The sequence below is a fragment of the Geodermatophilus amargosae genome, from assembly GCF_041028265.1.
Lineage (GTDB): Bacteria > Actinomycetota > Actinomycetes > Mycobacteriales > Geodermatophilaceae > Geodermatophilus > Geodermatophilus amargosae_A.
Genome location: NZ_JABGCW010000005.1, coordinates 229,678 through 249,548 on the forward strand (window position 1 = coordinate 229,678; position 19,871 = coordinate 249,548).

Below are 19,871 nucleotides of genomic sequence, written 5' to 3' on the forward strand. Positions count from 1 at the left end.
CGGCCGGAGGACCTCCCCGAGCCCGCACCGCACCACCCGGTCTTCCCCGCCGGTCGCCCGCCGGAGCACCCGACGGCCGGGCCAGCACGACCCGTGAGGAGCACCGCACCGCCGTGAGCAGCCCGTCCGACTCGTTCGTGCACCTGCACGTCCACACCGAGTACTCGATGCTCGACGGGGCGGCGAAGCTCCCCGAGGTCACGAAGGCCGCCGCCGAGCAGGGCATGCCGGCGCTGGCGATGACCGACCACGGCAACGTGTTCGGCGCCTACGACTTCTACAAGCAGGCCACGAACGCCGGCGTGAAGCCGATCATCGGCATGGAGGGCTACTACACGCCCGGCTCCCGCTTCGACCGTGCCCCGTTCGACTTCGGCGACAAGCTGATCGACGAGGAGGGGGACGGCGGGTCCAACCGGGGCAAGGCCGCCTACACCCACATGACCCTGCTGGCCCGCACCACCGAGGGGATGCACAACCTCTTCCGCATCTCCTCGCTGGCCAGCCTCGAGGGGCAGTACCGCAAGCCGCGCTTCGACCGCGACCTGCTCGAGCGGTACGGCAAGGGCCTCGTCGCGACGACGGGCTGCCCGTCCGGCGAGGTCAACATGTGGCTGCGCGCGGGCAAGGTCGACCGCGCCCGGCAGGCCGCGGCCGACTTCCAGGACATCTTCGGCAAGGAGAACTTCTACGCCGAGCTCATGGACCACGGCCTGTCCATCGAGCAGAAGACCCGCCCCGCGCTGCTGGAGATCGCGAAGGACCTCGGGATCCCGCTGCTGGCCACCAACGACCTGCACTACACGCACAAGGAGGACGCCGAGGCCCACGACGCCCTGCTGTGCATCCAGACCGGGGCGCGGCTCAACGAGACCAACCGCTTCAAGTTCAACGGCGACGGCTACTACCTGAAGAGCGCCGCGGAGATGCGGGCGCTGTTCCCCGGCGACCTGGCGCAGGCCTGCGACAACACGCTGCTGGTCGCCGAGCAGTGCGAGGTGACCTTCACCGAGGGCGCCGACCTCATGCCGCGCTTCCCCCTGCCGCCGGGGGAGGACGAGACCTCCTGGTTCGTCAAGGAGGTCGAGCGCGGCCTGCACAAGCGGTGGCCGAACGGCATCCCCGACCACGTGCGCAAGCAGGCCGACTACGAGGTCGGGATCATCACGCAGATGGGCTTCCCGGGGTACTTCCTCGTGGTCGCCGACTTCATCAACTGGGCCAAGGACAACGGCATCCGGGTGGGGCCCGGCCGTGGGTCGGCCGCCGGCTCGCTGGCCGCCTACGCCATGGGCATCACCGACCTCGACCCGCTGGCGCACGGGCTGATCTTCGAGCGGTTCCTCAACCCCGAGCGCGTCTCCATGCCCGACGTCGACATCGACTTCGACGACCGCCGCCGCGGCGAGGTCATCCAGTACGTCTCGCAGAAGTACGGCGAGGAGCGGGTCAGCCAGATCGTCACCTACGGCACCATCAAGGCCAAGGCCGCGATCAAGGACGCCGCCCGGGTGCTCGACCGGCCCTACTCGGTGGGCGACGAGCTGACCAAGCTCATGCCCCCGGACGTGATGGGCAAGGGCATCCCGCTGTCGGGGGTCTTCGACCCGGCGCACCCGCGCTACAAGGAGGCCGCGGAGTTCCGGGCCCGCTACGAGTCCGACCCGGGCGCGGCCGAGGTGGTCGACCAGGCGCGCAAGCTCGAGGGGCTGAAGCGGCAGTGGGGCGTGCACGCCGCCGGCGTCATCATCGGCCGTTACCCGCTGATCGACTCGATCCCGATCATGCGGCGCGAGGCCGACGGCGCGGTCATCACGCAGTTCGACTACCCGACCTGCGAGACGCTCGGCCTGCTGAAGATGGACTTCCTGGGGCTGCGCAACCTCACGGTCATCGACGACGCGCTGCGCAACATCGTCGCGAACGGCAAGGAGCCGATCGACCTCGACGAGATCAGCAAGGACCTCACCGACCCGGCCACCTACGCGCTGCTGGCCCGCGGTGACACCCTCGGCGTCTTCCAGTTCGACGGCGGGCCGATGCGCTCGCTGCTGCGGCTCATGCGGCCGGACAACTTCGAGGACATCTCCGCCGTCGGCGCGCTCTACCGGCCCGGCCCGATGGGTGCGAACTCGCACACGAACTACGCGCTGCGCAAGAACGGCCAGCAGGAGATCACGCCGATCCACCCCGAGCTGGCCGAGCCGCTCGAGGAGATCCTCGGCGGCACCTACGGCCTGATCGTGTACCAGGAGCAGGTCATGGCGATCGCGCAGAAGGTCGCCGGGTACTCACTCGGCAAGGCCGACCTGCTGCGCCGCGCCATGGGCAAGAAGAAGAAGTCGGTCCTCGACGCGGAGTTCGTCGGCTTCGAGGGCGGCATGAAGGAGCGCGGCTACTCCGACGCCGCGATCAAGACGCTGTGGGACATCCTCGTCCCGTTCGCCGACTACGCCTTCAACAAGGCCCACTCGGCCGCCTACGGGCTGGTCTCGTACTGGACGGCGTACCTCAAGGCGAACTACCCGGCCGAGTACATGGCCGGCCTGCTCACCAGCGTCGGCGACGACAAGGACCGCCGCCCGGTCTACCTGGCCGAGTGCCGGCGGATGGGCATCAAGGTGCTGCCGCCCGACGTCAACGAGTCCTCGTGGGACTTCACCGCCGTCGGCACCGACATCCGCTTCGGCCTGGCCTCGGTGCGCAACGTCGGGCACAACGTCGTCGACTCGATCGTGCGGGCGCGCGAGGAGAAGGGTGCGTTCAAGGACTTCGCCGACTTCATGCGCAAGATCGACACCGTCGCCTGCAACAAGAAGGTCATCGAGTCCCTCGCCAAGGCCGGCGCGTTCGACTCGATGGGCCACTCGCGGCAGGGCATCGCGGCCGTGCACGCCCAGGCCGTCGACTCCGCGATGGCGCTCAAGCGCAAGGAGGCCGAGGGGCAGTTCGACCTCTTCGGCAGCTTCGGTGCCGACGCCGGCGACGACGACCCGTTCGGCGGCGCGCTGGACATCGTCGTCCCGACGGCGGACTGGTCGAAGTCCGAGCGGCTGGTCTTCGAGCGCGACATGCTCGGCCTCTACGTCTCCGACCACCCGCTGCACGGCGTCGAGCACGTGCTGGCGTCGAACGCCGACACCCCGATCGCCGAGATCAACGCCGGCGGTGTCGAGGACGGCGCGAACGTCACGATCGCCGGCATCCTCACGGCGGTCTCCCCGCGCACCAACAAGCAGGGCGCGCCGTGGGCCATCGCGACGCTGGAGGACCTCGAGTCCGGCATCGAGGTGCTGTTCTTCCCGAAGACGTGGGCGGAGGTCTCGGAGAAGGTCGTCCGCGACCAGATCGTCGTGGTCAAGGGCCGGATCAGCCGCCGCGACGACCAGCCCTCGCTGTTCGGGTCGGAGGTCACCGTCCCCGAGCTCACCGAGGGGCCGCGCGGCCCGGTGCTGGTGCAGATGGCGGCGGCCCGCTGCACCCCGCCGGTGGTCGAGCGGCTGCGCGAGGTCCTGGGCAGCCACCCGGGCACCACCGAGGTGCACCTGAAGCTGGTGAACAACGGCCGGGAGACCGTGCTGCGGCTCGACCAGGGCCTCCGCGTGCGGCCGAGCACCGCGCTCATGGGGGACATCAAGGCGCTGCTGGGACCCACGAGCGTCGCCCTCCTGTGAGCGACGACCCGGGGAGGCGGGGTTCACTGGGGTCCGTGAGCAGTCCCTCCCCGCTCCCCGACGGGCCGTACGCCCCACCCGGCGCGGTGCTGACGAACACCGCATCCGCCGGCACCGCGTCCGACGGCACCGCGTCCGACGTCACCGCGTCCGACGTCACCGGCGCCGCCGCGGTGCCGGTGACGCCGGTCGCCGGCGCGGTCCTCGCCGAGGTGCGGCGGGACCTGCGCGGGGCCGCGGTGTGGGCGCTCGTCCTCGCCGTCACCGGGATCCCGGCCGGCCTGCTGTGGGTGTGGCTGGCCCCGCGCGCCCGGTTCGAGGTCGTCGAGGGCGGGGCGGTGCCGGTGGGCACCCCGTCCGCCGAGCTGCTGGTCGCCGACGACTCGGTCCTCGTCCTCGTCCTCGCCGGCCTGGGCCTGCTCGCCGGCGGCGTCGCCTGGGCGATGCGCCGCCGGCGCGGGGTGGCCACCGTCGTGGCCACCGCGCTCGGCACGGCGCTGGCCGCCGTCCTGGCCTGGCAGCTGGGGGAGCTGCTCGCACCCGGGCCCACCGCGGCCCAGCTCGGCGACGTGGGCGCCCGCGTGACCACCGGCCTGGACCTCTCCAGCCTCCCGGCGCTGGCGGTGGCGCCGTTCACCGCGCTGCTGGTCTACGTGGTCGCGGCGCTCTTCGCCGACGCCGACGACCTGGGCCGCTGCGACCCGGCCTGACCTAGTTGAGGCTCAGCGGCCCGGCGAACTGCTGCAGCGGCGCCGGGACCGCCCCCACCGTCTCCAGCAGGGTCAGCTCGCGGCGCAGCATCCGCGTCTCGGTCACGAGCCGGCGGCGGGTGGCCGACTCGGCCAGCAGCGCCTGCCGGTCCTCGGTGGTCAGCAGCGCGGCCGAGGCCACCAGGTAGGACAGCGCGCGCGGGTCCCCGGCCACCGCGTCGAGCAGTGCCGCCGCGCCGCTCAACTCCTCCGCCTCGCCCGCCACCGCGGTCTCCTCGCGGCCGGTCTGCAGGCCCGCGACGGCGGTGACGTAGCGGGTGAACAGCCGGCCCACCCCACGCTCGAGCAGGCCGAGCGACCCGCGGGCCGCCTCGGCGACCATGCCCTCGTCCACACCGGCGGCGGGCGCTCCGCCGAGGACCTGCTCCTGGTCGCCGGCCGCCTCCTCGGCGGCCTCCTCCTCGGCCAGCCACTCCACCTCGGCGCGCAGGTAGGGCGGGGCGCTCCCGGCGTCCTCCCCGGGCGCGTCCCCGACCACGACGTCGAGCAGCCGGAACCGGTCCCCGCCCACGGTGACGATCCGGAACCCGCCGTCCGGCTGCGGCCGGACCACCTGCACGCGCGCGGTGCAGCCGACGTCGTAGAGGGCCTCGGCGGGGGCGACCCGCTCGACCTCCCAGCCCTGGCGGATCGCGACCACCCCGAAGAACCGCCGGTCGCCGTCCTCGGGCAGGGCCAGCAGGTCCTGCACCAGCACCCGGTAGCGGGGCTCGAAGACCTGCAGCGGCAGCACGACCCCGGGGAACAGCGGCGACCCGAGCGGGAAGAGCGGGATGAGGTCGCCCACGCAGCCGAGACTAGAGGGGCGGGCGCGGGGCCGGGCGCTGGCGGCAGGCCGCCGCGGCGCCCCGACTACCCTCGGGGGTCGCCGTCCCCCCGTTCGTCGTCCCCGGAGGCCCGCCCGTGCTCGCCCGCATCGACCTGCGCGGTTCCGTGCTGCCGGGGGTCCGCGACCTGGCCGGCCTGCTGCCGCGCGCCGCCACCGACATCGACTCGGTCCTGGCCACCGTCCGCCCGCTGTGCGAGGACGTGCGCGTCCGCGGCGCCCAGGCAGTCCGGGAGATCACCGCCCGCCTCGACGGCGTCGACGCCGAGGACTTCGCCGTCCCGGCCGAGGCCATCCGGGCCGCGCTCGACGGCCTCGACCCCGCCGTGCGCGCCGCGCTCGAGGAGTCGATCGCCCGGGTGCGCCGGGTGCACGCCGACCAGGCGCGCAGCGACGTCACCACCCAGGTCGTCCGCGGCGGCACGGTCACCGAGCGCTGGCTGCCGGTGCGCCGCGTCGGGCTCTACGTGCCCGGCGGCCTCGCCCCGCTGCTGTCCAGCGTGGTCATGAACGTCGTCCCGGCGCAGATCGCCGGCGTGCGGTCGATCGCCGTCGCCTCCCCGCCGCAGCGCGACCACGGCGGCCTGCCCGACCCCGGCGTGCTGGCCGCGTGCGCGCTGCTCGGCGTCGACGAGGTCCACGCCGTCGGCGGGGCGCAGGCGATCGCCGTCTTCGGGTACGGCGCGGGCTCCTGCGAACCGGTCGACCTGGTCACCGGCCCGGGCAACGTCTACGTCACCGCCGCCAAGCGGCTGCTGCGCGGGCTGATCGGCATCGACTCCGAGGCCGGCCCGACCGAGGTCGCCATCCTCGCCGACGACACCGCCGACCCGGTGCACGTCGCCGCCGACCTGATCAGCCAGGCCGAGCACGACCCGCTGGCCGGTGCGGTGCTGGTGACCACCAGCGAGGAGCTCGCCGACGCCGTCCTCGGCCTCGTGCCGGCGCAGGTCGCGGCCACCAAGCACTCCGACCGCATCCTCACCGCGCTCGACGGCAGCCAGTCGGGGGTCGTCCTGGTCGACGACGTCGACGCCGGCCTCGCGGTGGTCGACGCCTACGCCGCCGAGCACCTGGAGGTCCAGACCCGGGACGCCCGCGAGGTGGCGATGCGGGTGCGCAACGCCGGCGCGGTGTTCGTGGGCGCCTGGTCGCCGGTGTCGCTGGGCGACTACATCGCCGGCTCCAACCACGTGCTGCCCACCGGGGGCTGCGCGCGGCACTCCTCCGGCCTGTCGGTGCAGACGTTCCTGCGCGGCATCCACGTGGTCGAGTACGACGAGCAGGCCCTCGCCGAGGTGGCCGGGCACGTGGACGCCCTGGCGCACGCCGAGGACCTGCCCGCGCACGCGGCCGCCGTCCGGCTCCGGCAGCAGCAGTGACACCCCTCGACGAGCTCCCGCTGCGCCCGGAGCTGCGTGGCCGCACGCCCTACGGCGCCCCGCAGCTGCAGGTCGCCCACCGGCTCAACACCAACGAGAACCCGCACCCGCTCCCCGCCGAGCTGCTGGCCACCCTCGGCGAGGCGCTGGGGCACGCGGCGCTGGAGCTCAACCGGTACCCCGACCGCGACGCCGTCGCGCTGCGCACCGACCTCGCGACCTACCTGTCGCGCGGCGGCGAGCCGATCGAGCCGGCGCAGGTGTGGGCGGCCAACGGCTCCAACGAGGTCCTGCAGCAGGTCCTGCAGGCCTTCGGCGGCGCCGGGCGGACGGCGCTGGGTTTCACGCCGTCGTACTCGATGCACCCGATCATCTCGGCCGGCACCGGGACGGCGTGGGTCGACGGGCACCGGCGCGCGGACTTCACCCTCGACCCCGCCGCCGCCGTCGCGCAGGTGCGCGAGGTCCGCCCGGACGTCGTCTTCGTGACCAGCCCGAACAACCCCACCGGCACCGCCGTCGCGCTGGACACGGTCACCGAGCTGTACGACGCCACCGAGGGCGTGCTCGTCGTCGACGAGGCCTACGCCGAGTTCGCGCGCGCCGGGACGCCGTCGGCGCTGACCCTGCTGCCGGGCCGGCCGCGGCTGCTGGTCAGCCGCACGATGAGCAAGGCCTTCGGCATGGCGGGCCTGCGCCTCGGCTACCTGGCCGCCGACCCCGCCGTCGTCGACGCGCTGCAGCTGGTCCGGCTGCCCTACCACCTGTCCTCGCTGACGCAGGCCGCCGCCCGTGCCGCGCTGGCGCACACCGAGGCGCTGCTGGCCACCGTCGACGCGGTCAAGGAGCAGCGCGACCGGATCGTCGCCACGCTGCCCTCGCTCGGGCTGACCAGCGTGCCCAGCGACGCCAACTTCGTCCTGTTCGGCCGGTTCGCCGACGCCTCGGCCGCCTGGACGGCACTGCTCGAGCACGACGTCCTCGTCCGCGACGTCGGCATCCCCGGCTGGCTGCGGGTCACCGCCGGCACGGCCGAGGAGACCGACGCCTTCCTCACCGCGCTGGGTGAGGTCGCCCCCGACCACCGCCTGGGAGACTGAGACCCATGAGTCGTACCGCCCGCGTGGAGCGCGCCACCAGCGAGACCAAGCTGGTCGTCGAGCTCGACCTCGACGGCACCGGGAAGAGCTCGATCAGCACCGGCGTCGGCTTCTACGACCACATGCTCACCGCGCTGTCCAAGCACAGCGGCATCGACCTCACCGTCCGCGCCGACGGCGACCTGCACATCGACGCCCACCACACCGTCGAGGACGTCGCGATCGCGCTGGGCCAGGCCTTCGCCGAGGCGCTGGGGGACAAGAGGGGCATCACCCGCTACGGCGACGCCACGATCCCCATGGACGAGGTGCTCGTGCAGGCCGCCGTCGACCTCTCCGGCCGGCCGTACTTCGTGCACGCCGAGCCCGAGACGATGACGCCGATGATCGGGCCGGACTACCCGACGTCGCTGACCAAGCACGTGCTGGAGTCCTTCGCCTTCAACGCGCGGATCACGCTGCACGTGCGGGTGCTCTACGCCGGCCGCGACGCCCACCACATCGTCGAGGGCCAGTTCAAGGCGCTCGCGCGGGCGCTGCGCACGGCCGTCGCGATCGACCCGCGGGTGGCCGACGTCCCCTCCACCAAGGGCGCGCTGTAACCGCATGGACTTCGGCGTCGGCCTGATGATCCTCGGCGGGTTCCTCCTCGGCGGGGCGTGGAGCATCTGGAGGGCCGACCACGACACCGCGGGCCGCACCGGTCCGCAGGTCCTGTTCGCGGTGATCCTGCTGGTGGCGGCCCTGCTCGCGACGGCGTCGGGCATCCTGCGGCTGGTCTGAGCGGCGCGGGAACAACGGCCGGGCCGCGCGACGCTGCTCGGTACCGTGGCAGCCGTGAAGAAGGTGGTCGTCCTCGACTACGGGTCGGGCAACCTGCGCTCCGCCGAGCGGGCACTGACCCGCGTGGGGGCCGACGTGACGGTCACCGCCGACCGGCAGGCCGCGCTCGACGCCGACGGGCTCGTCGTCCCCGGCGTGGGCGCCTTCGCCCACTGCATGCAGGAGCTGCGCGCCGTCGACGGCCCGCGCACCATCGGCCGCCGCCTGGCCGGCGGCCGCCCGGTGCTGGGCATCTGCGTGGGCATGCAGGTGCTCTTCGAGCGGGGGGTCGAGCACGGCCAGGACGCCGAGGGGTGCGGCGAGTGGCCCGGGACGGTCGAGCAGCTGGAGGCACCGGTGCTCCCGCACATGGGCTGGAACACCGTCGCCGCGCCGCAGGACACGGTGCTCTTCGACGGCCTGGCCGACGAGCGCTTCTACTTCGTGCACTCCTACGGCGTCCGGGAGTTCCCCCTCGGCCAGGACGGCCGGCCCGGCCCCCTGGCCCCGCCGAAGGTGACCTGGGCCGAGCACGGTGACCGGTTCGTGGCCGGCGTCGAGAACGGCGCGCTGTCGGCGACGCAGTTCCACCCGGAGAAGAGCGGCGACGCCGGCGCCCAGCTGCTCACCAACTGGCTCGGGACGCTCTGACTCTCGGGACGCTCTGACTACTGGAGGGGGACGGGCGGCTGCAGCCACCACGGCGCGTCGACGACCTCCACCCGGCGCACCCACTTGACCCACCAGTAGCCGCGGCGGCCCGGCGCGACCAGCCGCACCGGCGCCCCGTGCCCGGCCGACAGCGGCCGGCCCGCGCAGTGGGTGGCCAGCAGCAGCGACCCGGCGTCGGCCAGCGGCAGCCGCCGCCGGTAGCCGGTGACGCTGACGACGTCGACGCTGCCGTCCCCGGGCAGGTCGAGCCCGGCCAGCAGCCGGTCGAGCCGCACGCCGCGCCACTCCTGGACGGCGAACCAGCCGCCGGTGCAGTCGAGGACGGCCCGCACGGTGTCGCCGCGGTCGAGGTCGCGCCGCCGCAGCCGTGACGTGCGGCCGCCCGCGACCAGCTCGAGCCCGCCGTCGTCGCCGTCGGGCACCGTGTCGGTGAACCACTGGGTGACGGGCATGGCGGCCGGGTCGCCGCTGCCGCGCTCGTGCGAGCCGGTGCCGCGCCGTCGCGCGCCGGGCGCCCCGGTGAGCCGCAGGCCGCCCTCCACCGCACCCCAGAGCGCCGCCGCGCCGACGGCCAGCCCGCCGGTCCGCAGCAGGGCGCGGCGGGAGGCGTCGGTGCGCCGGGGACGCTGCCGGCTGCCGACGGCGTGCACTCCCACGAGCACGGCGGTGCCGACGGCGGCGGCCACGTGCACCTGCAGCACGCCGACCCCGGCCACCGTGGTGCCGGCGACGCTGTGCAGCACGCCGGTGACGACGGTCAGCCCCAGCAGGACGACGAGGGCCCACGCGGCCGTGGGGTCGCGGCGACCCCGGGTGCGCCGCCGCGAGCGCCGCACGACGACGGCCTTCCACGGGACGAGCAGCAGCAGCCCGAGACCGGCGGCCCCGTGCACGGCGGCCACCACGCGGGAGGGCAGCGGGGTCCCGACGCCGAAGGCCAGCACCCCCGACACCCCCGCGATCAGCAGGAGCGCGAGCAGGCCGAGGTTGGTCCGCCGCCCGGCACGACGGGGCAGCGCGACGGCGGGCATCCCCGGAGTGTCCCCTCCGCGCACCTAGGGTGACGCGGTCCCGCACCAGGTCGAGGAGGACCGTTGCCCGCGTCGCGCCCGCCCGCCCCCGCACCCGAGAGCCGCGGCGGCCTGCTCGGGTCGCTGGTCGTCCTGCTGCTCCTGGCCGGGCTGACGGCGTGGAGCGTGCTGACGCTGGACCCGCCGGCACCGGCCGCGGCGGACGCGCCCGCGGCGTCGTTCAGCGCGGAGCGGGCGTTCGTGCACGTCGAGGAGATCGCCGCGGAGGTGCACGTCACCGGCAGCCCGGCGCACGACCGCGTCGTCGACGGCCTGGTCGCCACGCTCGGCGGGCTGGGGCTGGACACCCGCGTGCAGAACGCCGTCGGCACCTGGCAGTCCGGGCCGGGCGCGGCGGAGATGGCGCGGGTGCGGAACGTCGTCGCGGTGCTGCCGGGCACCGCCAGCACCGGGCGGCTGTTCCTGACGGCGCACTCGGACTCGGTGGAGACCGGGCCGGGCGCCGGCGACGACGCCGCCGGCGTGGCCACGCTCCTGGAGACCGTGCGGGCGCTGACCGAGGGCGAGCCGCTGCGCAACGACGTCGTCGTGGTGCTGACCGACGCCGAGGAGGCGTGCCTGTGCGGCGCGGAGGCGTTCGCCGAGAGCCACCCGCTGGCCGGCGAGGGCGGCGTGGTGCTCAACCTCGAGGCCCGCGGCACCACCGGGCCGCCGATCACCTTCGAGACGTCGCTGGGCAACGAGGGGCTGGCCGCGCGCTACGCCGCCGCGGCGCCGCACCCGGTGGCCACGAGCTTCGCCGTCGAGGTCTACCGGACGTTGCCCAACGACACCGACTTCAGCGTCCTGCTCGCCGACGGCTTCACCGGCCTGAACACCGCCTTCATCGACGGCAACGCGGCCTACCACACCCCGCAGGACACGCCCTCGCGGCTGGACCGGGGCACCCTGCAGGCGCTCGGTGACAACACGCTGGCGCTCACCCGGGAACTGGGCGACGCCGACCTGACCGACCTCGCCCGCCCCGGCGACGGCGACGCCACGTACTTCCCGCTGCCGACCGGGCTGGTGCGCTACCCCGGGTGGCTGGTGTGGCCGCTGGCGGGTCTGGCGGTGTTCGGCGTCGTCGTGCTGGCGGTCGTGGACCGGCGCCGCGGGACCCCGCTGCCGCGGACGCTGCTCGGGACGCTCGCCGCGCTGGTGCCCCTGGTGCTCGCCCCGCTGGCCGTGGTCGGGCTGTGGCGGCTGCTGGTGCTGGTCCGTCCGGCGTACGCCTCGATGATCGACCCGTGGCGGCCGGGCTGGTTCCGGCTGGCGGCGGTCGCGCTGGTCGTCCTCGTGGTGCTCGCCTGGTACGCGCTGCTGCGCCGCCGGCTGGGCGCGCCCGCGCTGCGCACCGGAGGGCTGGCGCTGCTCGCCGCCCTGGCGGTGGTGCTCGCGGCGCTGGCGCCCGGCGGGTCCTACCTCGCCGCGCTGCCGGCGCTGGCGGGCGTGCTCGGGGGACTGCTGCCGCGGCCGGTGCGGGTGCTCGGGGCGCTGGGCGCGGGGGCGGTGGCGGTCGTCGTCCTTGCGCCGACCGTGGCGCTGTTCTTCCCGGCGCTGGGGCTGGCCGGCGGGGCGGCGCCGGCGGCGGTGGCGACCCTGCTGACCCTCGTCCTGCTGCCGGCGCTCGAGGGACTGTTCCCGTCCGGGCCCGCGCGGGTGCGGGCGCTCGCGGTGCCGGGCGTGGCCGTCGTGCTGGTGGTGCTGCTGACGGCGGTCGGGCTGGCGGTGGACCGCTTCGACCAGCAGCACCCGGTGCCCAGCCAGCTCGTGTACGCGCTCGAGGCCGACACCGGCGAGGCGTGGTGGGCCAGCACCGAGGAGCAGCCGGGGGAGTACACCGCGCGCTACGTCGGCACCCCGCGGACGCTGCCGCACGACTACCCCTACCTGGCCGGGCGGGCGGTGGCGGCCGGTCCCGCGGAGGTCGCCGGCCTGCCCGCGCCGACGGTGGAGGTGGTCGACGACCGGTCCTCCGGCGGGCAGCGGACGGTCACCGTACGGGTCACGCCGCAGCGTGACGTCCGGCTGGTGGTGCTGGACCTGGGTGCTCCCGGGGGCGCGGTCACCGCGGCCCGCGTGGCGGCGCGCGAGGTGCCCGCCGACGCGCTGGGGGAGGACCGGCTGTGGATCCCCTTCCACGCGCCGCCGGCGGGGGGCCTCGAGGCGACGTTCACCGTGGACGGCGGCGGGCCGCTGTCGCTGCGGGTGGTGGACGGCAGCGACGGGCTGACCGGGCTGCCCGGCTTCGAGTCGCGCCCCGCCGGGGTGGACGCGGCCGGCACGCACAGCTCCGACCTCGTGGTGGTGGGGGCGACGACGGACCTCGGCTAGCCCCTCGGCAGATCTGTGGACAGCCGCCTGACCCGGGATCTCGGCTGGTGTGCGACGTCACGATCGACTCGTCTCGTCCACGTGTTCGAGCGTGCGGAGGTCTCGGCCGACGGGGTGGTTGCGACTCCTCGGCTGCTTCGCCGACGACGGCACACCGGTGTCCCGGGACGAGCTGTTCGCGGCCCTGGACGCGCTGCCGTCCACCGACGAGTCCATGGCCGCCGCGTGCCCACCGGGCAGTCCCGCGCGGGCGGCGCTGCCCGACCGGTGGCTCGTGCGGCTGCTCCAGCGGGGGGAGCGCCGCGCCGCCGCCCTGGTCGCCGACCGCGCCGAGCTGGTCGGGCTGCTGCCGCCCAGCGTCCTGCCGGGCAGGAGCCCGCCGTCCCGAGGTCCTGGACGGCGAGTGGCTGCCGTGCGGGCTCGCCCTCGTGCACCCCTACGGGGAACGCCGGGCCGGACGGCTGATCCGGACGTCGCTGGCGCTGACCACCCGCTTCCCGGCGACCTCGACGCGCTGCGCCGCGGTGGGATCGACGAGGCGCAGGCCGATGCCGTCGTCGACCTGTCGGAACCGCTGGACGCGGACCTCGCCGCCCGCGTGGAGGCCGACGTCCTGCCGCGGGCGGGCGGTCCGACACCCGCCCGGCTGCGCGACTCACTCCGCCGGCGGATCGACCGGCTCGACCCCGCGGCGCGCGAGCGGCGCCACCAGCGGGCCCGTGCCGCCGCCGACGTCCGCTGGTGGGCGACGGAGGACGGCACGGGCCGGCTCGTGGAGGCCCTGCCGCTCCCCGAGGCCGCCGCGTGCGGCACCGTCATCGACGCCTGGCGCGCCGGCTGCGCGACGCCGGCGACGAGCGGCCGATCGGGCAGTTGCGCGCCGAGGTCCTCGCGACCTCGTGCTGTGGCCCTGGGTGGCCCTGGGTGGCCCTGGGAGGCCCTGGGAGCGGCGCCCGGCGGTGGGCGTCTCGCTCGTCGTGCACGCCCAGCCGTCCACGCTGGGCGGCGGGGACGAGCCGGCCGAGGTGGACCGGCACGCGGTCACCGCGGCGCAGTGCCGGTCGCTGCTGGCCGAGGCCGACGCGCTGGGCCTCCGGCGCCCCGACGGCGGGACGCTCGAGGTCGCCGTCCACGACGCGGCCGGGGACCTGGTCGCCGGGGGCACCCGGCGGGCGCCTGCGCGGGCCGCCCGCGGCACCGGCCTCCGGCGTCCCCCCGACACCCCGCACCACCGCCCGCGCGCGGGTCAGCGGCGGTCCACGGCGATCCACGACCGCCGGTGCCGTCATCCGCACCGCACCCGCCGGGTGGGCCGCACCGACCTCGACCGCTGCGTCCCCTGCCCACGCGGCGCCACGAGCTGCGACGACCTCTGCTGCCTGTGCCGCCGGCACCACCGGCTCGAGACCCACGCCCGCGGCTTGGCGCTTCCGGATGCTCCCCGGCGGACGGCCCGAGGTGACCACGCCCTCGGGCGTCACCCGCGCCACCGACCCGCCGCGGACGGTCGACGAGCCGCTCGTGCGGACCGGCGCACACCTGCACGAGGTCGCGGGCACCGACCCACCGAGTGCGGCCGACTGCCCCATCTGGTGGACGGTGCCTGCGGCGGACTCAGGCGGAGCCGTGGCGGGCGACCAGCTCCGCGCCCAGGGCCGCCAGCCCGGCGCGGACGGCCGGGGCGTCGAGCACCTCCACCGCACCGCCGAGGCCGGCCAGCTGCTCGGCGGCCGACCGTGCCGTGTGCGCGGCCACCCGCAGCCGCACGCGCCCGTCGTCGTCCGGGCCGTCCTCCACCGCGCAGTGCCGGCCGAACCGGTCGCGCAGCACCGGCACCAGCCGCGCCGGAGCGCGCACCGTCGCCGACACCAGCGACCGCGAGCGCTCCATCGCACCGACCACCTCGTCCCACACCCCGGGCAGGTCGAGGTCGGCCGGCCGCTGGAAGACCTGCCCGGTCGCCGCGGGCGCTCCCATGCGGTCCAGGCGGAACGTGCGCCGCCCGGCGGGCGTCCCCGCGACGAGGTACCAGGTGCCGTCCTTGTCCACGAGCCCCCACGGCTCCACTCGCCGCCGGCCCGGCGGACCCCCGCGGCCCGCGTAGTCGAACTCCACCACCTGCCGGGCGACGACGGCGTCGAGCAGCAGCGCCACCTCCGGCCGCTCGCGCACCCGCTCTCCCCAGCCCGCCGGGTCCACCACGACCGCCTCCGCCGCGGCCACGGCGTCCGCGCGGAAGGTCCCCGGCAGCGCCCGCAGCAGCTTGCGCAGCGCGCCCCGCGCGTCGGGCCCGGCCGAGGACGCGGGACCCAGCAGCAGGAACAGCGCCCGGGCCTCCGGCGCGGACAGCCCGGTCAGGTCGGTCCGCGCGCCACCGACGAGCTGCCACCCGCCGCCGCGACCCGCCTGGGGGTACACGGGCACGCCCGCGGCCGACAGGGCCTCCAGGTCCCGCCGGGCCGTGGCCACCGAGACCTCCAGCTCGCCCGCGGCCTCCGCAGCGGTGACCCGGCCGCGGGTCTGCAGCAGCAGGAGGAGGGCCACCAGCCGGTCGGCGCGCACGGGGCTGAGGATGCCGGAGAAAGTGCTCAGGAGGTGAGCACTTCCAGCGGCAGGGTGGACCTCGAGCGGACCGCAGCGGGCGGACCGCCCGACGGAGGGACCCTCCCGTGCTCCGAGGCCTGGCCACCGTGACCCTGCTCGCCGACGACGTCCCCGCGGCCGCCCGCTGGTACGCCGGCGTGCTCGACGCCGAGCCCTACTTCACCCGCCCCGTCGAGGGGCCGCCCGCCTACGTCGAGTTCCGCGTCGGCGACGACGAGGACGAGCTCGGCATCATGGACGCCCGCTACGCGACCTGGGCCGCCGGGCAGCCGGCCGGCGTCGTCGTCCACTGGCACGTCGACGACCTGCCCGCCGCGGTGCAGCGGCTCGGGACCGCCGGCGCCACCGTCGTCCAGCCGCCCACCGTGCGGGGCGAGGGCTGGGTCACCGCCGTGGTCGCCGACCCGTTCGGCAACCTGCTCGGCGTCATGACCAACCCGCACTGGGCGTCGGCCCACGGCGGCTGACCCCGGGTGCTCAGCTGCGGAGGTGGGACGCCCCGTTCACGTCGACGATCGTCCCGGTGCTGAACCGGGCCTCCGGCGAGGCCAGCCACAGCACCGCCGAGGCCACCTCCTCCGGCCGCGCCACCCGGCCGAACGGCGACTGGGCGCGGACGGCGTCCCCGCCCGGGCCGTCGAGCACCTCGCGCGCCATCTCGGTCTGCACGAAGCCCGGCGCCACGCAGGTCACCGAGATGCCCAGCGGCGCCAGCGCGAGCGCCATCGACTGCGCGAACGCGTTCATCCCGGCCTTCGACGCGCCGTAGGCCGGGTTGTCCGGCTCCCCGCGGAACGCCCCGCGGCTCGACACGTTGACCACCGCGCCACCGCCGGCGGCCCGCAGGTGCGGCACGGCGCGGAAGGTCGCGTGCGCGGCGCCGAGCAGGTTGACCGCGAGCGTCTGCTCCCACACCTGCTGCCAGTGCTCGAACGACGACGTCAGCGGCGGGGAGGCCACGAAGACGCCGGCGTTGTTGACCAGCACGTCGAGCCCGCCGAGGGCGGCGGCGGCGGAGTCGACCATCGCGCCCACGGACGCGGCGTCGGCCATGTCGGCCTGCACCAGCACGTGGCCGGACCCGGGCAGCTCCCCGAGGACGGCCTCGGCCCGCTCCCGGGACGTGCCCCAGTGGACGGCCACCCGGTCGCCCCGCTCGGCGAAGGCGCGGGCGATGGCCCGGCCGATGCCGCGGGACCCACCGGTGACGAGGACGGCGCGGGAGGAGTCGGTCACGGCCCGGGAGTCAACCAGCCGGCTCACCAGCGCCCGCGGTGCACGACCTCGTCCACGCCCCGCCGCCCGCGCCGCAGCGACGGCGAGCGCCGGTCGCCGTCGCCCGGGTAGCCGACGGAGACCACCCCGACCGGCCGGTGGGTCGTGGGGATGCCGAACGCGCCCCGGAAGGCGTCCACCCGCTCGGCCGGGATGCCGAAGAGGCAGGCGCCCAGCCCCTCGTCGACGGCGGTCAGCAGCACCATCAGCGCGGCCATCCCGGCGTCGACGTCCCAGTAGGGCACCGGCCAGCGGGCCTCGTCGCGGTCGGTCCAGCCCTTGTCCGGCTCGGCGTAGCGGTCGAGGTAGGCGTCCTTCGACGACAGCGGGACCACCAGCAGCGGTGCCCGGCGCATCCGGGTCAGCCACGCGTCGCGGCCGGGTGGGTGGGGGAGAGCATCGGAGGCGGTCACCGACCAGAACAGCTCGCGGTCGGCGGCCCACTCCAGGACGAGGAACGCCCAGCCCTGGGTGAACCCGGCCGACGGCGCCCGGATCGCGTGCGCGAGCAGCCGCTCGCGCACCTCCGGGGGCACCGGCCGGTCGGGGTCGTAGTCGCGCACCATGCGGCGCCTGCGGACGACGTCGGCGAACTCCACGGCTGCAGCCTGCCCCGGGTGCCCCGGGTCACAGCGGGCCGGTCCCTAGGCTTGACGGCGTGCCGACCCTGCAGCTGCTCCCCGCCGTCGACGTCGCCGACGGCCAGGCCGTCCGTCTCGTGCAGGGGGAGGCCGGGAGCGAGACCTCCTACGGCGACCCGCTCGACGCCGCGATGCAGTGGCAGCGCGACGGCGCCGAGTGGGTGCACCTGGTCGACCTCGACGCGGCCTTCGGCCGCGGCAGCAACCGCGAGCTGCTGGCCCGCGTCGTCGGCGAGCTCGACGCCGACGTGGAGCTCTCCGGCGGCATCCGCGACGACGAGTCGCTGGCCGCCGCGCTGGCCACCGGCTGCCGCCGGGTCAACCTCGGCACCGCCGCGCTGGAGTCGCCCGAGTGGTGCGCCCGCGCCATCGCCGAGCACGGCGACCGCATCGCCGTCGGCCTCGACGTGCGCGGCACCCGGCTGGCCGCCCGCGGCTGGACCCGCGAGGGCGGGGAGCTCTACGAGACCCTCGCCCGCCTCGACGCCGAGGGCTGCGCCCGCTACGTGGTCACCGACATCACCAAGGACGGCACGCTGCGCGGCCCCAACCTCGACCTGCTGCGCGAGGTCTGCGCCGCGACGCCGAAGCCGGTCGTCGCCTCCGGCGGCGTGAGCTCCCTCGACGACATCCGCGCGCTGGCCGGGCTGACCGCCGTCGGCGTCGAGGGCGCCATCGTCGGCAAGGCCCTCTACGCCGGCGCCTTCACGCTGCCCGAGGCCCTGCAGGTGACCCGCGGGGCGTCGTCGTGACCGTGCGGCGGATCGGCTCCGGCGGGCCGTGGGAGGACGTCGTCGGCTACAGCCGGGTCGTCGCGGTCGGCGACTCGGCGTGGGTGAGCGGTTGCACCGCCACCGTCGACGGCGCCGTCGTGCACCCCGGCGACGCGGCCGCCCAGGCGCGCGTGGCGTTCGGTGTGCTGGTCGACGCGCTCGCCGCCGCCGGGTTCACCCCGGCCGACGTCGTCCGCACCCGCATGTACGTCACCGACACCTCCCGCTGGGAGGAGGTGGGACGCGTGCACGGCGAGGTCTTCGGCGCCGTCCGTCCGGCCACCGCCATGATCGGTGTGGCCTCGCTGCTGCACCCCGACATGCTCGTCGAGGTCGAGGCCGACGCGGTGAGGGCGCCGTGAGCCTCGCCGTCCGCGTGATCCCGTGCCTGGACGTCGACGCCGGCCGGGTGGTCAAGGGCGTCAACTTCGTCGACCTGCGCGACGCCGGCGACCCGGTCGAGATGGCCCGCGTCTACGACGCCGAGGGCGCCGACGAGCTGACCTTCCTCGACATCACCGCCAGCTCCGGCGACCGCGAGACCACCTACGACGTCGTCCGGCGCACCGCCGAGAGCGTGTTCATCCCGCTCACCGTCGGCGGCGGCGTGCGCAGCCCCGACGACGTCGACCGGCTGCTCCGGGCGGGCGCGGACAAGGTCGCGGTCAACACCGCCGCCGTCGCCCGGCCCGAGCTGATCAGCGAGATCGCCGACCGCTTCGGCAACCAGGTGCTCGTGCTCTCCCTCGACGCCCGCCGCGTGCGCGACGGCGCGGTCACCGACTCCGGCTTCGAGATCACCACCCACGGCGGACGCCGCGGCACCGGCCGGGACGCCGTCGAGTGGGTGGTGCAGGCAGCTGAACTCGGGGTCGGGGAGGTGCTGCTCAACTCCATGGACGCCGACGGCACCCGCGCCGGTTTCGACACCGAGCTCATCCGTGCGGTGCGCCGGGAGGTGAGCGTGCCGGTCATCGCCAGCGGCGGCGCCGGCGCGGTCGAGCACTTCCCGCCCGCGGTCGAGGCGGGCGCCGACGCGGTGCTCGCCGCCAGCGTCTTCCACTTCGGCACGCTGCGGATCGGCGAGGTCAAGGCAGCCCTCGCGCAGGCCGGCGCCCCGGTGCGGGCCGAGCGCGACACCCCCCGGCGATGACACCGCGGTCCTCCGGATCGCACCGCGGCCAGGTGCCGTCCCCCCGCTGAGCGGAGCGTGTCCGTTCCGCCTGCGCGGAGCCCTCCGGGGGCCCACTCGGCGCAACACCGTTCAGTCGGCCGGCGCGCCGCCCCGCACGGCCACCCGGGCGACGTCGCGGCCGGTCGCCCACAGCAGGACCTCCAGCGGCTCGCCCTCGACGGTCGTGACGTCCGAGCCCGCGCGGATCCGCTTCCCCGGCCCCGGGACGTCCCTGCGCTGCAGCACCAGGCCGCCGGGGTACCGCGACGCCGCCATGCGGGCGAACAGCTGCGCCGCGCTCCACAGCCGGTCGGCGTCGGGCAGGGGGAGGGGGCGCGGCTCCCAGCCCGGCCGGGCGCGCCGCACGTCCTCGTGGTGGATGGCGAACTCGGGGCCGTCGACCAGCTGCGCCACCGGCCACCCGCCCGGCAGCCACCCCGGTGGGCCCTTCCGGACGCGGGACACCAGCTCCGGGTACGGCGTCGACGTCCGCAGCCGGTCCTCGACCCGGTCCGAGTACGCGTGCAGCCGCGCACCGAGCGGCGTGCGCTCCAGCGCGTAGCCGGGCATCGCGTCGGGCCGGCGGTCGCGGGTCACCAGGTGGGCCGCCAGGTGCGCCGTCGTCCACCCCTCGCAGCACGTCGGCGCGTCCGGTCCGAGGTCGTCGAGCAGGTCCGCGAGGGCCGCGCGCTCGCGGGCGGCGAGCGGGCGGGAAGCATCGGTCACCGCGGCGGGTTACCGACAGGGCCGT

The 19,871-nt window shown here is 75.7% G+C and carries 18 protein-coding genes; 12 read left to right on the plus strand and 6 right to left on the minus strand.

The genetic code is table 11. The features are described 5' to 3' along the window. The first annotated feature begins 113 nt into the window (after nt 1-113). A complete protein-coding gene (dnaE, locus tag HLV61_RS08755) occupies nt 114-3,674 on the plus strand; it encodes a DNA polymerase III subunit alpha (RefSeq protein ID WP_369254362.1) in 3,561 nt (1,186 codons plus the stop codon). Between the two features lie 35 nt (nt 3,675-3,709). Then, a complete protein-coding gene (locus tag HLV61_RS08760; protein ID WP_369254364.1) occupies nt 3,710-4,384 on the plus strand; it encodes a DUF2567 domain-containing protein in 675 nt (224 codons plus the stop codon). A gap of 1 nt (nt 4,385) precedes the next feature. Here HLV61_RS08760 and HLV61_RS08765 read toward each other — a convergent pair whose 3' ends face one another. Then, nucleotides 4,386-5,231 (minus strand): LON peptidase substrate-binding domain-containing protein, encoded by an 846-nt coding sequence (locus HLV61_RS08765; RefSeq protein ID WP_369254366.1) that lies wholly within the window; start codon nt 5,229-5,231, stop codon nt 4,386-4,388. A gap of 116 nt (nt 5,232-5,347) precedes the next feature. Between HLV61_RS08765 and hisD the strand changes: the two genes are divergently transcribed. From hisD to hisH, 5 genes are read left to right on the plus strand one after another with little or no spacing between them, the layout of a single operon-like run. Continuing rightward, on the plus strand, nt 5,348-6,652 hold the full coding sequence (gene hisD / locus HLV61_RS08770) for a histidinol dehydrogenase (protein WP_369254368.1): 1,305 nt from the start codon (nt 5,348-5,350) through the stop codon (nt 6,650-6,652). Then, a complete protein-coding gene (locus tag HLV61_RS08775; RefSeq protein WP_369254370.1) occupies nt 6,649-7,752 on the plus strand; it encodes a histidinol-phosphate transaminase in 1,104 nt (367 codons plus the stop codon). Before hisD ends, HLV61_RS08775 begins: the two co-directional genes overlap by 4 nt. A 5-nt stretch (nt 7,753-7,757) precedes the next feature. Continuing rightward, entirely contained in the window at nt 7,758-8,354 is a 597-nt protein-coding gene (gene hisB, locus HLV61_RS08780) for an imidazoleglycerol-phosphate dehydratase HisB (RefSeq protein WP_369254372.1), read from the plus strand. Between the two features lie 4 nt (nt 8,355-8,358). Then, nucleotides 8,359-8,535 (plus strand): hypothetical protein, encoded by a 177-nt coding sequence (locus tag HLV61_RS08785; RefSeq protein ID WP_369254374.1) that lies wholly within the window; start codon nt 8,359-8,361, stop codon nt 8,533-8,535. 54 nt (nt 8,536-8,589) lie between these two features. Then, complete coding sequence (gene hisH, locus HLV61_RS08790; protein WP_369254376.1) at nt 8,590-9,225, plus strand: imidazole glycerol phosphate synthase subunit HisH; 636 nt, start codon at nt 8,590-8,592, stop codon at nt 9,223-9,225. A gap of 17 nt (nt 9,226-9,242) precedes the next feature. On the opposite strand, the gene HLV61_RS08795 is transcribed toward hisH, so the two are convergent. Next, on the minus strand, nt 9,243-10,277 hold the full coding sequence (locus HLV61_RS08795; protein WP_369254378.1) for a molybdopterin-dependent oxidoreductase: 1,035 nt from the start codon (nt 10,275-10,277) through the stop codon (nt 9,243-9,245). Between the two features lie 63 nt (nt 10,278-10,340). On the opposite strand from HLV61_RS08795, the gene HLV61_RS08800 reads away from it, so the two are divergent. After that, nucleotides 10,341-12,653: a M28 family peptidase gene (locus HLV61_RS08800; RefSeq protein WP_369254380.1), complete on the plus strand. Its 2,313-nt coding sequence runs from the start codon at nt 10,341-10,343 to the stop codon at nt 12,651-12,653. Between the two features lie 1,614 nt (nt 12,654-14,267). On the opposite strand, the gene HLV61_RS08805 is transcribed toward HLV61_RS08800, so the two are convergent. Then, nucleotides 14,268-15,215 carry a helix-turn-helix transcriptional regulator gene (locus HLV61_RS08805; RefSeq protein ID WP_369254382.1) on the minus strand — a complete coding sequence of 316 codons (948 nt, stop codon included), beginning with the start codon at nt 15,213-15,215 and terminating at the stop codon, nt 14,268-14,270. Between the two features lie 107 nt (nt 15,216-15,322). On the opposite strand from HLV61_RS08805, the gene HLV61_RS08810 reads away from it, so the two are divergent. Beyond that, the gene (locus HLV61_RS08810; protein ID WP_369254384.1) at nt 15,323-15,724 is read left to right on the plus strand and encodes a VOC family protein; all 402 of its coding nucleotides are present in this window, start codon (nt 15,323-15,325) and stop codon (nt 15,722-15,724) included. A 10-nt stretch (nt 15,725-15,734) separates the two neighbouring features. On the opposite strand, the gene HLV61_RS08815 is transcribed toward HLV61_RS08810, so the two are convergent. Further along, complete coding sequence (locus HLV61_RS08815; RefSeq protein WP_369254386.1) at nt 15,735-16,493, minus strand: SDR family NAD(P)-dependent oxidoreductase; 759 nt, start codon at nt 16,491-16,493, stop codon at nt 15,735-15,737. A 23-nt stretch (nt 16,494-16,516) separates the two neighbouring features. Beyond that, entirely contained in the window at nt 16,517-17,131 is a 615-nt protein-coding gene (locus HLV61_RS08820; protein ID WP_369254388.1) for a nitroreductase family protein, read from the minus strand. 59 nt (nt 17,132-17,190) lie between these two features. Between HLV61_RS08820 and priA the strand changes: the two genes are divergently transcribed. The 3 genes from priA to hisF are packed head-to-tail and all read left to right on the plus strand — an operon-like array spanning nt 17,191 to nt 19,099. Then, nucleotides 17,191-17,925: a bifunctional 1-(5-phosphoribosyl)-5-((5-phosphoribosylamino)methylideneamino)imidazole-4-carboxamide isomerase/phosphoribosylanthranilate isomerase PriA gene (gene priA, locus HLV61_RS08825; RefSeq protein WP_369254390.1), complete on the plus strand. Its 735-nt coding sequence runs from the start codon at nt 17,191-17,193 to the stop codon at nt 17,923-17,925. Further along, entirely contained in the window at nt 17,922-18,308 is a 387-nt protein-coding gene (locus HLV61_RS08830; RefSeq protein ID WP_369254392.1) for a RidA family protein, read from the plus strand. Before priA ends, HLV61_RS08830 begins: the two co-directional genes overlap by 4 nt. After that, complete coding sequence (gene hisF / locus HLV61_RS08835) at nt 18,305-19,099, plus strand: imidazole glycerol phosphate synthase subunit HisF (protein WP_369254394.1); 795 nt, start codon at nt 18,305-18,307, stop codon at nt 19,097-19,099. Before HLV61_RS08830 ends, hisF begins: the two co-directional genes overlap by 4 nt. Before the next feature lie 111 nt (nt 19,100-19,210). Here the strand turns inward: hisF and HLV61_RS08840 are convergent, their stop codons facing one another. After that, nucleotides 19,211-19,846 carry a TIGR03085 family metal-binding protein gene (locus tag HLV61_RS08840; RefSeq protein WP_369254396.1) on the minus strand — a complete coding sequence of 212 codons (636 nt, stop codon included), beginning with the start codon at nt 19,844-19,846 and terminating at the stop codon, nt 19,211-19,213. Nucleotides 19,847-19,871 lie beyond the last annotated feature (25 nt).

Coding starts and splice junctions, on each gene's coding strand:
- HLV61_RS08785 (WP_369254374.1), top strand. CDS start 8,359: ATGGACTTCGGCGTCGGCCTGATGATCCTCGGCGGGTTCCTCCTCGGC.
- HLV61_RS08795 (WP_369254378.1), bottom strand. CDS start 10,277: ATGCCCGCCGTCGCGCTGCCCCGTCGTGCCGGGCGGCGGACCAACCTC.
- hisB (WP_369254372.1), top strand. CDS start 7,758: ATGAGTCGTACCGCCCGCGTGGAGCGCGCCACCAGCGAGACCAAGCTG.